Origin of the sequence: Methylobacterium sp. WL6, from assembly GCF_008040095.1 — a bacterium.
Classification (GTDB): Bacteria; Pseudomonadota; Alphaproteobacteria; order Rhizobiales; family Beijerinckiaceae; genus Methylobacterium.
The window spans coordinates 1-13,493 of record NZ_VRVH01000113.1 but is presented as its reverse complement, the minus strand read 5'-3'; the positions used below and the strand labels follow the sequence as shown (position 1 = coordinate 13,493).

Annotated in this window: 14 protein-coding genes and 2 pseudogenes; 8 read left to right on the top strand and 8 right to left on the bottom strand. The window is 64.6% G+C overall.

The genetic code is table 11. The annotated features are described in order from the left end of the window. The 3 genes from FV230_RS15620 to FV230_RS15615 all read right to left on the bottom strand — a co-directional run. Positions 1–232: GlsB/YeaQ/YmgE family stress response membrane protein (locus tag FV230_RS15620; protein ID WP_147843046.1), on the bottom strand; the 232-nt coding region annotated here is incomplete at its 3' end. A 255-nt stretch (positions 233–487) separates the two neighbouring features. Then, a complete protein-coding gene (locus FV230_RS29730) occupies positions 488–649 on the bottom strand; it encodes a hypothetical protein (protein WP_187275517.1) in 162 nt (53 codons plus the stop codon). A 104-nt stretch (positions 650–753) separates the two neighbouring features. Next, entirely contained in the window at positions 754–2,316 is a 1,563-nt protein-coding gene (locus tag FV230_RS15615; RefSeq protein ID WP_147843045.1) for a helix-turn-helix transcriptional regulator, read from the bottom strand. Positions 2,317–2,513: 197 nt separating this feature from the next. Between FV230_RS15615 and FV230_RS15610 the strand changes: the two genes are divergently transcribed. Both FV230_RS15610 and FV230_RS15605 read left to right on the top strand, forming a co-directional pair. Then, complete coding sequence (locus FV230_RS15610; protein ID WP_147843044.1) at positions 2,514–4,469, top strand: AI-2E family transporter; 1,956 nt, start codon at positions 2,514–2,516, stop codon at positions 4,467–4,469. Between the two features lie 372 nt (positions 4,470–4,841). Further along, positions 4,842–6,320: a PAS domain-containing methyl-accepting chemotaxis protein gene (locus FV230_RS15605; RefSeq protein WP_246694867.1), complete on the top strand. Its 1,479-nt coding sequence runs from the start codon at positions 4,842–4,844 to the stop codon at positions 6,318–6,320. Positions 6,321–6,375: 55 nt separating this feature from the next. Here FV230_RS15605 and FV230_RS15600 read toward each other — a convergent pair. After that, a pseudogene (locus tag FV230_RS15600) lies at positions 6,376–7,191 on the bottom strand (IS630 family transposase); the annotation flags it as partial. 530 nt (positions 7,192–7,721) lie between these two features. Here FV230_RS15600 and FV230_RS15595 point away from each other — a divergent pair. Both FV230_RS15595 and FV230_RS15590 read left to right on the top strand, forming a co-directional pair. Continuing rightward, the gene (locus FV230_RS15595) at positions 7,722–7,973 is read left to right on the top strand and encodes a hypothetical protein (RefSeq protein WP_147728313.1); all 252 of its coding nucleotides are present in this window, start codon (positions 7,722–7,724) and stop codon (positions 7,971–7,973) included. Positions 7,974–8,082: 109 nt separating this feature from the next. Continuing rightward, on the top strand, positions 8,083–8,442 hold the full coding sequence (locus tag FV230_RS15590; RefSeq protein ID WP_147843042.1) for a cytochrome c family protein: 360 nt from the start codon (positions 8,083–8,085) through the stop codon (positions 8,440–8,442). A 5-nt stretch (positions 8,443–8,447) separates the two neighbouring features. On the opposite strand, the gene FV230_RS15585 is transcribed toward FV230_RS15590, so the two are convergent. Then, on the bottom strand, positions 8,448–9,092 hold the full coding sequence (locus tag FV230_RS15585; RefSeq protein ID WP_348642140.1) for an SOS response-associated peptidase family protein: 645 nt from the start codon (positions 9,090–9,092) through the stop codon (positions 8,448–8,450). A 614-nt stretch (positions 9,093–9,706) separates the two neighbouring features. On the opposite strand from FV230_RS15585, the gene FV230_RS15580 reads away from it, so the two are divergent. Next, a complete protein-coding gene (locus FV230_RS15580) occupies positions 9,707–9,955 on the top strand; it encodes a hypothetical protein (RefSeq protein WP_147728315.1) in 249 nt (82 codons plus the stop codon). Between the two features lie 568 nt (positions 9,956–10,523). Here the strand turns inward: FV230_RS15580 and FV230_RS15575 are convergent. Both FV230_RS15575 and FV230_RS15570 read right to left on the bottom strand, forming a co-directional pair. Then, complete coding sequence (locus FV230_RS15575) at positions 10,524–10,730, bottom strand: hypothetical protein (RefSeq protein ID WP_147843041.1); 207 nt, start codon at positions 10,728–10,730, stop codon at positions 10,524–10,526. A 186-nt stretch (positions 10,731–10,916) separates the two neighbouring features. Then, a complete protein-coding gene (locus FV230_RS15570; RefSeq protein ID WP_147728316.1) occupies positions 10,917–11,459 on the bottom strand; it encodes a MucR family transcriptional regulator in 543 nt (180 codons plus the stop codon). A 201-nt stretch (positions 11,460–11,660) separates the two neighbouring features. Here FV230_RS15570 and FV230_RS29725 point away from each other — a divergent pair, with 201 nt between their 5' ends. Together FV230_RS29725 and FV230_RS15565 are read left to right on the top strand one after the other, a co-directional pair. Beyond that, entirely contained in the window at positions 11,661–11,798 is a 138-nt protein-coding gene (locus FV230_RS29725; RefSeq protein WP_187275516.1) for a hypothetical protein, read from the top strand. A gap of 196 nt (positions 11,799–11,994) precedes the next feature. Then, a complete protein-coding gene (locus FV230_RS15565) occupies positions 11,995–12,432 on the top strand; it encodes a MucR family transcriptional regulator (protein ID WP_147843040.1) in 438 nt (145 codons plus the stop codon). A gap of 211 nt (positions 12,433–12,643) precedes the next feature. Here FV230_RS15565 and FV230_RS15560 read toward each other — a convergent pair. Then, positions 12,644–13,003: pseudogene (locus tag FV230_RS15560) on the bottom strand (integrase core domain-containing protein); the annotation flags it as partial. Between FV230_RS15560 and FV230_RS29720 the strand changes: the two are divergent. Beyond that, a complete protein-coding gene (locus tag FV230_RS29720; protein WP_187275515.1) occupies positions 12,965–13,117 on the top strand; it encodes a hypothetical protein in 153 nt (50 codons plus the stop codon). The pseudogene FV230_RS15560 and the gene FV230_RS29720 overlap by 39 nt on opposite strands. The last annotated feature ends 376 nt before the right edge of the window (positions 13,118–13,493 follow it).

The window sequence follows — 13,493 nt, the reverse complement described above, 5'->3', positions numbered from 1 at the left end:
CGTGGTAGAGCCACAGCACCACCACCGCGCCGACGACGGCGACGAGCAGGCTGTAGAGGTTCACCCCGGAGACGCCGGGCTGGCCGAACTGGTTGAACAGGAAGCCGCCGACGACGGCGCCGACGACGCCGAGCAGGATGTCGACGATGAGCCCCTGGCCGCTGTTGTTGACGATCTTGCTGCCGATGAAGCCGGCGATCAGGCCGAGCACGATCCAGGCGAGGAGGGACATGGGTGGTCTCCGGGCATGCGGGGTCGGGCGGTGCCGAGGCCACGCGGGGACATTTTCAGGTTTGGGCTTCTCTCGGGCGTCGCGACCACGGAAACGACGGTTGCACGTCGTCGAACCGGCCGGTCGCTGTCCGTTCGGCGGACGGTCCCGATACGCAACTGGCGCCTCGCGACTGCGATGTTCCGCCGATCGACACTGATCTCCGGATCACTCCCGACGCCGACTTCGGTTACGGCGAAATGAATTGCGGGCAATTCATTCGTCGGCCGCTTCTGGCTTCGGGCTTTTCAGGGGTTTGCTCTTCTCTTTGGGCGGTTCCACCTCGACGTTAGGTCCCGGGTCTCCGGTAAGCTTCCTCAGCGCGTCCCGCACCGAGGCTTTGACCTGTTCGAGCGTCGGGTTGGGTTCCTCAGCCATTCGGTTCCCGATCGACGCTCATGTCGCGTCGTTGGGTAAGATGGCGCGCATGCAGGCTTGCACAAATCGTCGAAACGTACCGGTCGGGACGTTTTATGTACCGGTCAGGCCGCCGGGAAGCCGTGGTCGCGCCCCCAGCCGACGGCCTGGGTACGGCGGTTGACGCCGATCTTGCGGTAGAGCGCGGCGGCGTGGTTGCGCACCGTGCTACCGGACAGGCTCAGCGCTTGGCCGATGGCCTTGTCGCTGTCCCCCCGGCAGATCAGGTCGAGCACCTGACGCTCGCGGGCGGTGAGGTCCGGCATCGCGGACTTCCCTGCCTCGCCGGGATTGCGCAGGACCGCGAGCTTCTCGACCAAGCCGCGGCTGAACCAGGAGGCGTCGGTCATCACCGTCTCGATGGCCGAGTACAGCTCGCGCTCGGATCGCTTGCGTTCGGTGATATCCTGCAGGACCGCCAGGATTGCATCCTCGCCGTTGATGACGATGCGCTCGGCCGAGACCAGGCAGTCGAGGGACGCCCCGCTTCCGTCGCGCACGCAGGTCTCGACGCCGAGCGCCGACCCTTCGCTCGCCAGGGTCAAGTCGAAGCGTTCGCGCGCGGCGTCGTCGACCCAAAGCCCGGTTTCCGCAACCGTCCGCCCCATGGTCTCCTTCTCGCCGCGCCCGAACACCCGGACGAAAGCCTCGTTGACGGCGGTTACGGTGTGGTCGCACGCCCGGGTCAGCACGGTCGGGACCGGGGTGAGCCTGAACGCCTTGGCGAAGCGCTCCTCGCTGTGGCGCAGCGCGGTCTCAGCCGTGCGGCGCGGTTCGAGGTCGGCGAAGGTGAACAACATGCAGGCGACGTCGCCCATCTCGATGGGCTGGCCCGCGACGATAACCGCATGGGTCCCGCCGTCGGGTCGCTTCAGGTATGCCTCCCGGTGCGGAATCGGCTCGCCCGCGTTCAGGTGTTCGAGCGCCTTCTCGCGGGCATGCGCATCGGCGAGGAGATCGACCTCGTACACGCTTCGCCCCAGGACCTTGTCGCGGGCGTAACCGGTGATCTCCAGGAAGCCGGCGTTCACGCGGACCAGGCGCAGGTCGGACAGGCGCACGATCACGGCCGGGGCCGGGTTGGCGTTGAAGGCGCTCTCGAACCGCTCCTCGGCCTCGAACTGCGCCGAGATGTCCTTGATGATCAGCGCCAGGAAGGTCGGGCGGCCCCCGGCGTCGGTGACGACGAGGCTGCGCAGCGAATGCACGAAGTCGATGCCCGGACGGTCGGCGTGCCGGACCTCGACGACCACGTCCCGGAAGGTCTCGCCGTCGACGACGCGTTCGATGGGATAGCGACCCGGCGCCTGGTTGTTGCGGTAGCGCAGGCTGAAGCGGGCACGGTAGGCGTCGACGGTGGCACCTAGGTCGGATAGGGCCGCGACGCCGTGCATCGCCAGGGCCGCGTCGTTGGCCCAGGCGATGCGCTGGTCCGGCTCGACCAGGATCACGCCCTCGCTCATCCCGGCGACGAGTTGACGGAGCTCGGAGCGGTTGGCGTCGGTGGCGACCGGTCCCCGCTCGCGGCCGTGGCCGCCCTCCGTCCGTACCTTCGACGGTTCGGGATCGCGGCCGGGCGGGCGTCGGACCTTCGGCGACGATGCCGAAGGGGTGGCCTTGGCCTTCATGATCGCTCCCGGGGCACGACCTCGCGTACGACGACGTCGGGCCAAGGTCGGGGAACGTAACACGCCCATTCAAGGGTGTCCCCACCCAGGCACCGGACGATCCCCTACGAGCGATACGGTGATTCCCGGGACCAATCGTTCCGGGCGACGTTATCGGGCGGTGCGCCGTACGGATCGGGCGTGCCGAAGGATCCCGTATGCCGAACGATGATGCCGTAGCACTGCGTCCGGCCGCCCAGGTGCCGCCGCCGTTGGTGCCGGGCCTTCGCGGCCTGCTGACGCTTGCCGTCGGCGTGGTGCTGATCGCTGCCCTTTACTTCGGACGCGAGGTCTTCATTCCCCTCGTTCTCGCGGTCCTCCTGAGCTTCGTGCTGGCGCCGGTCGTGAACCTGCTGCGGCGGATTAAGCTCGGGCGCGTGCCCTCGGTGATCGTTGCCGTCCTGCTTGCGCTCGGCATCATCGGCGGCATCGGCGCGCTCATCGGAACGCAGGTGGCGGGGCTCGCCGTCAACCTGCCTCAGTACCAAGCCACGGTGCAGAAGAAGTTCGCCGGGCTGCAGCAGGGTTGGCTCGGTGAGGCGAACAGGGTCATCCAGAAGTTCAGCCACGAGGTCCACGATGCGACGCAGAAGGCGGATGCATCGGGAACCACGGCGGCAACGGGACCCGCGGGCGATACGCCCAAGGCACAGTTGGTCCGCGTCCAGGACCCCGAGATCTCCCCCCTCGCGCTCGCCGAGAAGGTGCTCGGGCCGATCTTCGAGCCGCTGACCACGGTCGGCATCGTGCTGGTCGTCGTAGTGTTCCTGTTGCTGCAGCGAGAGGACCTGCGCAACCGCATGATCCGCCTGTTCGGATCGAGCGACCTGCACCGCACCACCGTGGCGATGGACGACGCCGCCGGTCGCCTGGGCACATACTTCCTGGCCCAGCTCGGCATGAACGCCGCATTCGGCATCATCGTTGGCGTCGGCCTCTGGTTTATCGGCGTACCCAACCCGATCCTGTGGGGCGTGTTCTCCGCGTTGATGCGCTTCGTGCCCTACATCGGCGCCTTCATCTCCGGCATCCTGCCCGTGGCGCTGGCCGCCGCGGTCGATCCGGGCTGGTCGATGGTCATCGCGACCGCTGCGCTGTTCCTGATCGCCGAGCCGATCTTTGGGCAGGTGATCGAGCCGCTGCTCTACGGACACTCCACCGGTCTCTCGCCGTTCGCGGTCATCGTATCGACCCTGTTCTGGGGCTTCCTGTGGGGTCCCATCGGCCTGATCCTGGCGACCCCATTCACGGTCTGCCTCGTCGTGCTCGGCCGCCACGTCGACAGCCTTGAGTTCCTCGACATCCTCCTTGGCGACCGGCCGCCGCTGACCCCGGTCGAGAACTTCTACCAGCGCATGCTCGCCGGGGATCCCGACGAGGCGCGCGACCTTGGCGAGGCCATGCTCAAGGAGCGGTCGCTGTCGTCGTATTACGACGAGGTCGCATTGAAGGGTCTTCAGCTCGCCGCCAACGACTACGCCCGTGGCGTGGTCACGCCGGCGCAGCTGGAGAACATCCGCGCGTCCTCCCGCTCCCTCGTCGAGGACTTCGAGGACCATGAGGACGTCGAGCCCAAGGGCGACGGCAAGGCCGTCAATCCGAACGAGACGCCGACGCTGGCCGAGCGGACCCACTTCAAGACTGAGGCAGTGCCGGGCCAGGCAGCGCCCCGGGAAGCATTGCCCGAGGCGTGGCGGGGCGAGACGCCGGTGTTGTGCATCGCCGGGCGCGGTCCCCTCGACGAGGCCTCCTCGGCGATGCTCGCGCAGTTGCTGCGCAAGCACGGCCTCGGCGCCCGGGTGGTGCCCCATGGAGACGTCTCGCGCGAGAAGGTACGCGATCTGGACGTCACGGGCGTGGCGATGGTGTGCATCTCCTACCTCGACATCACCGGCAACCCGGCTCACCTGCGCTACCTCATGGAGCGGCTGAGGAGGCGTGCCCCCGGCGTTCGCGTGCTCGTCGGACTGTGGCCCGAGGGCGAGCGCGTGCTGGGGGACGCCGCGGCAGGCAAGGAGGTCGGCGCCGACGACTACGTCTCGTCGCTGCGCGGGGCCGTCGAGGCAAGCCTGAAGGCTGCGGGCGGCGTGGGCGAGGAGAGGGCGGTCGCCTAGTGGTTCAAACCTGACGCTTGGTCCCCGCCTGCGAAGTCCGCAACAGTTGGCAACCGTACCTTACCTTATCATCCGAAAGCGGACGTTCCGCCTGTGATCCAACTCGTTCACGATCCTATATGGATTCGTTTCACACCAGCAGAGATCGGCGGCCACGCTGTTGGTCAATCGGACCATCCGAAGGCGGATCGGCATGAAGTGCAGGCAAATACAACCTGCGGTTAGGCAGTCTTGAGCGTTGGCGCGGACTGTCTTCCATTTCACAAAGCGCTCCCGATCTCGGACAAGTGATTGTCGACTGGAGGCTGTTTAACTGTCTTAAACCAATTTATGATCAATTGGCTTCGATTTTATCAATTGGTAGGCCGAGCCGTGTTCGCACTGAGCAATAACGACGCTAAAGCGACTCTGGATGCGGTCGGCTTGTCGCAAGCGATCATCGAGTTCCGGCTGGACGGGATCATCCTGACCGCCAATCCCAACTTTCTCGACGCCATGGGCTACAGCTTGGCCGAGATCCAGGGCCAGCATCACACCTTATTCATCGATCCGGCTGACCGAGACAGCGCCGAATACCGCGCATTCTGGGATGCTCTGCGCTGCGGGACCTACAGGGCCGCCGAGTTCAAGCGCATCGCCAAGGGCGGGCGTCAGGTCTGGATCCAGGCGAGCTACAACCCCGTTCGAGACCGGTCCGGTCGTGTTTTCAAAATCGTCAAGATCGCCACTGACATCACCGGACAGAAGCTTCGCGCGTTGGATAGCGACGGTCAGATCGCCGCCCTTCACCGCTCGCAGGCAGTCATCGCCTTCGACCCAACCGGCACGGTCCTCGACGCCAATCAGAACTTCCTCGATGCCGTCGGCTACCGGCTTGAGGAGATTCAAGGCCGTCATCACAGCCTGTTCGTGGATGACGTCGAGCGGTCGGGCATGGTCTATCGCGGCTTCTGGGACCGGTTGAAAGGCGGCGAGTTTGCCGCTGGCGAGTTTCGCCGCATCGCCAAGGGCGGCCGTGAAGTCTGGATCCGGGCGACCTACAATCCGATCACCGACGCAAACGGGACGGTGCTGAAGGTCGTTAAGTTCGCTACCGACATCACCGAACAGGTGCAGGACCGGCAGCGCAGGGTCGAGGCGCAACGCGCGATCGGTGCGGATCTCGACGCGATTGGCTTCGCGGTTGAGGCTGTGACGCGGCAGACGGCCGATGCCGTCGGAACGATCGGACAGGTCTCCAGCAACGTCCAAGCCATGGCTTCGGGGTCGGAGGAGTTGTCGGCCTCCGTTTCCGAGATCAGTCAACAGGTAAGCTATGCCGCGCGAATGGCCGGTGAGGCGGTCGAGCAGGCGCGTCACACTGCTGGTATCGTTGAGGGCCTGAGCGAGCAGGCGGCCCAGATCGGCGACGTGGTCACGATGATCCAGGGCATCGCCTCGCAGACCAACCTGCTGGCGCTCAACGCGACGATCGAGGCGGCGCGGGCTGGCGTGTCCGGTAAGGGCTTCGCAGTCGTGGCTGCCGAGGTGAAGGCTCTGGCCGCACAGACCGCCAAGGCGACCAATGAGATCCGGGTGCAAATCGCCGCTACCCAGGCAGCCACGTGCGAGGCTGTGAGCGCAATCGGTTCGATCCAGAGCACGATCCGAGCACTGAACGAGGTGTCTGCAGCGATTGCTGCGGCGGTTGAGGAGCAGTCGGCCGTCACCCGTGAGATGTCGGGCAGCATGCATACGGCAGCTCAGGGGGTGACGTCGATCGCTAGCGGCATGGATGCGATTGCCCGTGCGAGCGAGCAGGTCGACACTGCCACGCGCCAAGTGCGCGAAGCTGCGAGAGCGGTAGGTTGAGGTGATGGACGGCGATCCGTCGCGCTCCTCGCATCCCCACGACTAGTGCACTGGCTCAGACGGATGGTTCAGGGGCTCGATTGAGGGCGTTGAAGATGGCTGCGGCGGGCTTGGTCCAGACGAAGGGTCGTGGGCTTCGGTTGTGCTCGCCGATGTAGCGTTTGATGGCGGTTTGTAGGTCGACGATGCCGGTGAAGGTGCCTCGCCGGAGGTGATGGCGCGTCAGCGTGGAGAAGAAGCCCTCGACGGCATTGAGCCAGGAGGCCGAGGTCGGTGTGAAGCGGAAGGTCCATCGCGGGTGGCGGGTGAGCCAGGCGCGCACCTTCGGGTGCTTGTGGCTGCCGTAGTTGTCGAGCACCACGTGGATCGCCTTTCCCGCGGGGACTGCCGCCTCGACCGTGTTGAGGAAACGGATGAACTCACCGTGGCGATGGCGCTGCATGCGGCGGCCGAGCACGGTACCTTCTAAGACGTCGAGGGCGGCAAACAACGTCGTGGTGCCGTGGCGGGTGTAGTCGTGCGTTTGAGCGGCAGGATGCCCGGGCTCGAGTGGCCGATCGGGACGGGTTCGCTCCAGGGCCTGGATCTGGCTCTTCTCGTCGATGGACAGCACGACGGCGTGGGCGGGTGGTTGCATATAGAGACCGACGACATCCTCGACTTTTTCGGCGAAGGCCGGATCGTGTGAGCGCTTGAAGGTACGCACCCGATGCGGTTGCAGGCGGTGCTCCTGCCAGATCCGCTGCACGGAGCGGAGCGAGATGCCGGTTCGCGCAGCGACGGCGCGGCCGGTCCAATGCGTGACCTCGTCCGGCGGTTCCGAGCACGTCAGCGCCAGCACCTTCGCCACTGTGCGGGTGGAATGCGGCGGGGTGACGGGTGGGCGATCGGCCGGAGCTACAATGATCAGCCACAGCACGATCTCCCGCCTCAAATCGCCTCCTGAGCGAACCTAGAGGCCTGGCTGGTCGTTCATCCGCGACGGCGCTCCCCGTGCGCCCGTCTCATGGAGACCTCATGCGCGCATTATTCGCCGGCGCTGCTCTGTTCGTCCTCGCGGCAGCCGGCGCTTCGGCACAGCCCTACGACGATCGACGCCCCCCGCCTCCGCCTGACGAGGACTTCGACCGGCCGCCGCCACCGCCTCACCGCTACCGGCCACCCCCGCCAGACTTCGATGACGACAGGCCGCCACCTCCTCCGCGTCGCAGGGGACCGCCTCCGCCGGATGACGACGACGACGATGGCCCGCCTCCGCCGCCCCGGTCTCGCGCCTACTAGCGTCAACGAACAGGCTCACCGTCTGGTAGGCCTGTTCGCTTTTTGTGCCAGCTGTGGCGCAGTCGTAGCAGCCTTCGCAGACCCCTTCGGCTACCATAAGGCATCCTTCAGGTGCCTGTCATGCTCACCCTCACCTCGATCCTCACCCGCAGCATCCTCGTAGTCGGCACAGTGAGCGGCCTCGCCGCGCTGGCAGATGGCGCGGTGCGGATGCAGCTCGAACAGGCTGTGCAAGGCAATCTGAGCTTCGTGGGGCATGCTTCGGTACCCGTGCAGGTCGCCCGAGCAGATGAGCGCTACGTCGCGAAGAGGCTCGATTGGAGCCGGCTTGGCGCGACAGTGTGGATGGTTGGCGCGGACGATACGCCCTGAAACTTTATTTGCGCCACTGAAGGCCTGCATAACGTCGCGGGTAGGTTGTTATACGAGCTTTTTCCTTAGCTGATGCGAAGACGTTAACAGCATTTTGCGAGAAAAATTCATGCGCCATTTTATCGTCGGTGCCCTAGCAACTATTCTTCTTCCGATGGTCGCTCATGCTGAAGGTGATATCGTAGCAGGAGAGAAAGCCTTTGCTCCCTGCAAAGCCTGTCATGCTTTTGGAAAAAACGGTGTAGGCCCGAACCTGACAGGTGTAGTCGGGCGCAAGTCAGCCTCTGAGGAAGGATACAACTATTCGGCCGCTATGAAATCATCTAGTATCACTTGGGATGAAGCTAATCTGCACGAATGGCTGAAAAACCCCAAGGCCAAAGTCCCCGGCACGAAGATGATTTTTGCGGGCTACCCGGACGACAAAAAAATTGACGATCTGATCGCCTACCTAGCTACAAAGAAGTAGCTGCTCTAAGCGCGGCTTTGAGCGGTATCGGTGCGCTTGCCGCGCTCCACTTCCATCATCTTTTTATCCAGCAGAGGCCGTTGTAGAAACAACACCTCCTCGACCGGCGCCTCCAGCCAGGTGCGCCATTCCTCCGGCGTGGTCATCAGCACCGGCATCGCCTTCGGATGCACCGGCTCGACGATGCCGTTGGCCTCCGTCGTGAGGAGGGCATAGAGGCGGTGTTCCTCCTCCACCAGCTCGTCGCGCTTCGGACCGCGCACGCCTGTCCACGGTCGCCAGATCCCAGCGAAGGCGAACAACGGCCGGTCTTCATCGAGCGCGAACCACACGGGGGTCTTGCAGGGCTTCGTGTCGGCATACTCGTTGAACGACGACACTGGCACCAGGCAGCACTGCTCCGGCTTCAGCCAAGACCGCCAGTAGGGCGACCTCACGTTCCGCACATTCGTGACCGGGTGCTGCAGCCCCTTGCTCACCGGCGAGGGAAAGCCCCAGCGCATCATCGCCAACTCCCGCTCGCCATCGGCGAGGCGCACGATCGGCGCCATCTGGTCGGGGAAGATCGCCGGCGACGGCGGCAGGTTGCCGGTCCCGTCGCGGTCGACCGGATAGCGTCCTGGCCCTTGTCGAGGCTGTAGAGGTTGCACATACCGGCACCGTGCGCCGGTCAGGTCCGCAAGGGCAAGCCAGTGCGCTCATCGCCACTTTCGATGCCGATCGCGGCACGGTAGGTCCGGCCGTACTGGTTCGGCTGCGGTATCCCGATGCCCGCGGCGGCACCCGGAGCCCTCTGCAGGTGCAGCGGGCCGAGGCGCGGTCCGTCGGAGGTCGGAGAGCTATCGCAGAAGGGACTGGCCGATCCATGTGCGGCCGTTCCAAAGCTCGAACGCGCGGCCCTTGGCGATCCAACTCACAAGCGCGAGCGCGTCACCATCGTTGGGGGCGTCGATGATTACGACGCTCAATCGGGCGTCATCGAGGGATAGGACGCCCCGGTAGGACGACCGCCACGCTACGCCTTCACCGGTCTCTGAGCCCTCTAGATCGTTGGCCATGCCGTCCTCTCCGTTCAGGACGAGAGCAAAGGTAATTCGGCTCGGCGCTGAGTGGTTCGCGACGGCGCCGGCGAGGCCGCACCGTGCCCCCCTGGGCGGTGCTGCCTCGCCAGCGCTCGACTATCAGCCGGTCGCTTAGGTCAACTTGGCGGGACATAATTGATAGGCCATTGCCTTGGCTGTAGATACACGGCGGGATCCAAACTTTGGCCGGCCTGATGCCTGGTACCACGGCGCTGAAGGTAGTGGCCGACGACGAGACCGGCGAGCTTAAGAGCGTAACGATCCTCGGGCAGTTCGGCGAGGTGCCGGACGAATTTGCCGAGAGCTTACAAGGCGGGCAGGGCTCAATCACGAGCACACAGATTATTGAACAAAAGCAACCTCGCGCACGTTTGGTCTTAGTATCAACGCGCCGGTATTGGCGCAGCGTGAGGAACATTTATGTCGATTAGAGCACTCGCACTCGCCGCCTCGTGCACTCTGGCTTTGTCCGGCGCTGCGTTCGCGCAAGCGACCGCCCCCTCCGGCACGACCGGAACTGGGATGGGGACCAGCAGCACCGGCGGTTCGGCCACGGGTCAGCCGAAGGAACTAGCTACTCCCGGTGGGGCGAATGCAGGCGGCGGCACGGGCTCTACGCCGATGACGGCCCCGGGAGCGAACGGGATGAGCACAGGGACCGGTTCGCTGGGCGCTAGCTCGTCGGGCATGAGCACCCCATCGACGGGCGCCGCCGGAGCGCGCTGAGCATTCGTTGCAACCGCGTCGAGCTCGCTACGCTCTACGCCGCGTAGTTCGGTCCCGCCGCCCGGTTACGGGCTGGCGGGTGCCATCCGTCTCACGCCGCGATGATGGCGATGAGCGATAAGGAACCGGCGAGCGCGAAGGTGTCAGCCACGAGTGATACGATCAGGAGCATGGGAGAGGCCTCAGCCGTCGAACGGCGACGCTTCCTCAACCCGTAAGGTTGTGCCCGGTTTCAGGCGGGGGACTGGTGAGAACGGCGATATCCGCCCATCCTTAATCGCCGCCGTCAGCCCCGGCGGCGTCGCTGTCATCGTCGCTGAACAGCCAATCGAGCGCCCGGGCTCCGACTTCGCCGGCTGCATCCCTCTGCTGACTGCTCAAGCGCGGTTCGGGACGCTCCGCCCGCACGTCCGCGAGCCACCGGCGCGCGAACTGATCGAGGGCTTTGTCGGTGAGGAGCGTTCTATCGTGAAGTGGCATCTCGAGGCTTCTTGGACGGTCGAACGGTTCGGCCCCGTCCCGATCTGCTCACGGGACGGGGGAACCCCGGATCTCACCAGCTCGGCCGATACGCAACTTGGCCCGGGTGCAGGATGACGGCGTTTTGTTAGGGTCTCATCACCGCGACGGGCGCCGCAGTGTGCCGGAACGGGGCGCTGAACGGCCTTAGGCCTTCTCAGCGGCCTTCTTCCGCCCGCGGGCTTTCGGGGCGGCCTTGGCGGCCTTCGGCTTGCCCTCGGGGGAGTTGGGTGCCTCAGAGACCGTCTCGTCGGCCTCAGCAGTCTTAGGAGCTGCTTTGCGCCGTTGCTGGCCAAGGCCGAGGGAGCGCGCCAGCTCGGAACGCTGAGCGGAGTAGCTTGCGGCTGTCGACGGGTAGTCCGACGGCAGGCCGTAGCGCGCGCGGTAGGTCTCCATTGTGAGGCCGGCCTTGGTAACGTGGCGCTTGAGCGTCTTGTAGCGCTTCCCGTCGATAAAGGAGATCAGCGCGTCCGGCGTGATAGACTTGCGAACCTGTGCCGGCGTCGGTTTCTCAGGGCCTGCGGGCTCGGCGGGCGCTGCGTTGGCCAGGCCAGACATGGCCGCGTGTACGGAAGCAATCACACCAGGTAGCTCAGATACGGACACCCGGTTGTTCGACACGTAAGCCGCTACGAGGTCGGTAGCGAGTTCAATGAAATCGGTCGATTGAGTTTCGACTTGTTCGTCCAAGGTCGTCTCCTCCACAAAAGGAGGCTTACTGCTCTACACACTCTGCCGGATCGTCAAGTGATAGCTTGGCGGAAAATACTGAAGCCGTTAGGGTGTCCTCAAAAAACCGCGAGAACGCCCCCAAAGCACGTTCACGCAGGAACTTAGCGTAACGGTCTCTGTTCCGGTCCTACGGTATGATGCCGTAGAAGGCCCTTCTCCATGAACAAGCTCATCCTCGGCGCGACCCTGACACTCGGCCCCCTGCTCGGCGCCAACACGGCCAGCATAGCAGCGCCAGGCGACGGTCTCGACCCCAACGCTTCGGCGACCGGGAACAGCCAGACGCATCTCGTCTGATGCCATCGCTACCGCGGAGCGATGTGCAAGAGCAGGGGCCGCCCATAGGGACGCCCCGAATCACTTTCCCGAACCAATTTCGCAGATCATGCGTGTAGATCGTAGCAGGCCCGCGCGATATGACGTAAGCTGTGCCTTGATTTGGCACGAAGATTGAAGGATCTCACGCGAGAGGGGAACTCAAAGGACAACCTAAGTGACTGAAGAAAACCCGGGTCAGAACCCCGAAACGCTCGCACTGGCCAGCGAAATCGTAGCCGCCTACGTCGCGAACAACTCCATCCCCGTTTCTGAGCTTCCGAATTTCATCGGCAGCGTTCATAAGGCTCTGTTGACCCTCTACAGCGGTACCGGGGCTGCGGGCACCAGCGCTCCTGCTGAGAGCATCGAGCAGCCGACCGCGGCACAGATCAAAAAATCCATCACGCCGGACGCCCTCATCAGCTTCATTGACGGCAAGCGGTACAAGACGCTCAAGCGTCATCTTAGCGGACACGGTCTCGACCCACATAGCTACAGGGTGAAGTTCGGCCTGCCGTCGGACTACCCGATGGTCACTGCAAGCTACTCGGAAGCCCGCTCTCAGCTTGCAAGGGACATCGGCTTGGGCCGGCCTAGTCGCGCGACTGCCTGAGCAGTGTAGCTCGGTGTCGCCTCGATCGGTTAACCGACGAGGCGACCTTCACAGCCCAATGCCGCGCGCCGATATGATCCGTTGCGTGGCATTGACTAGCATCTCGTCCGAGAACGGCTTCGGCATGAAGCGCGCCCCCATCGGCAACTGATCCTCAGCCGGTGTTGCAAGGCCAGATGATCGGCCCCCACGAGGTGGTTCAAGGGTAAAGTTAGTGCACGGTGGGCCGCTCCGCCACGGGTAGCTTGGCCGGCGGAGCTGGTCGGGCGAGCGCCGCCGGCCAAGCGGAGAAGGCTGGCACGAACACCTCCGGGGCCGGCGGCCGGTAGCTCAGCGATGCATGCGGGCGCACGCCGTTGTAGTGACGTCGCCAGCTTTCGATGACGACCTGCGCTTTTCTGAGTGTGTAGAAGATCTCGCCGTTCAGAAGTTCGTCGCGAAGCCGTGCGTTGAAGCTTTCAGCGTAGCCATTCTCCCACGGTGAGCCTGGCGTGATGTAGGCTGTCTTTGCTCCGACACCGGTAGTCCAAGCTTGGACAGCCTTCGCAACGAACTCCGGGCCGTTATCCGAGCCGCAGAGACGTTCCGGGCTTCACCCAGCCTCGAAGGCCACAGCCTCGCCGAACAGCTCGACTGGTACATCGGCTATGTCGCCGAGGAGCGTGCCGCTGGCCGGATGAACTGAAGGCGGACTAGTGCCGGCGCTCCCACAGCGGTCCTCACCGATCGTCCTTCATGCCTCGGAACCGGCATCCGCGTCGAGGACTGGCAGGCGTGGGTCGCCGATGGCCTCGGCAACGTCACGAACGGCGTGCTCTGCGTCACCGGCCCGGAACTGACGGCGGATGAGTGGGCGGCGCGGCATGTTACAGGGCATTAAAGAAGGTGATACTCTCAAATTCGACAAGGCGCTCCTGCTGCATCTTGTTCGACAGCGTCGGTTTGGCGGTTATCGATTTTGCGCAGCTCGGTAGCAATGTCCTGCAGGCTGGTGTCGCCCTTGCGCAGCACCTGATCTGCCCCGGACAGACGGTCACGCTCGGCTGCGGTGACGTCGCGAG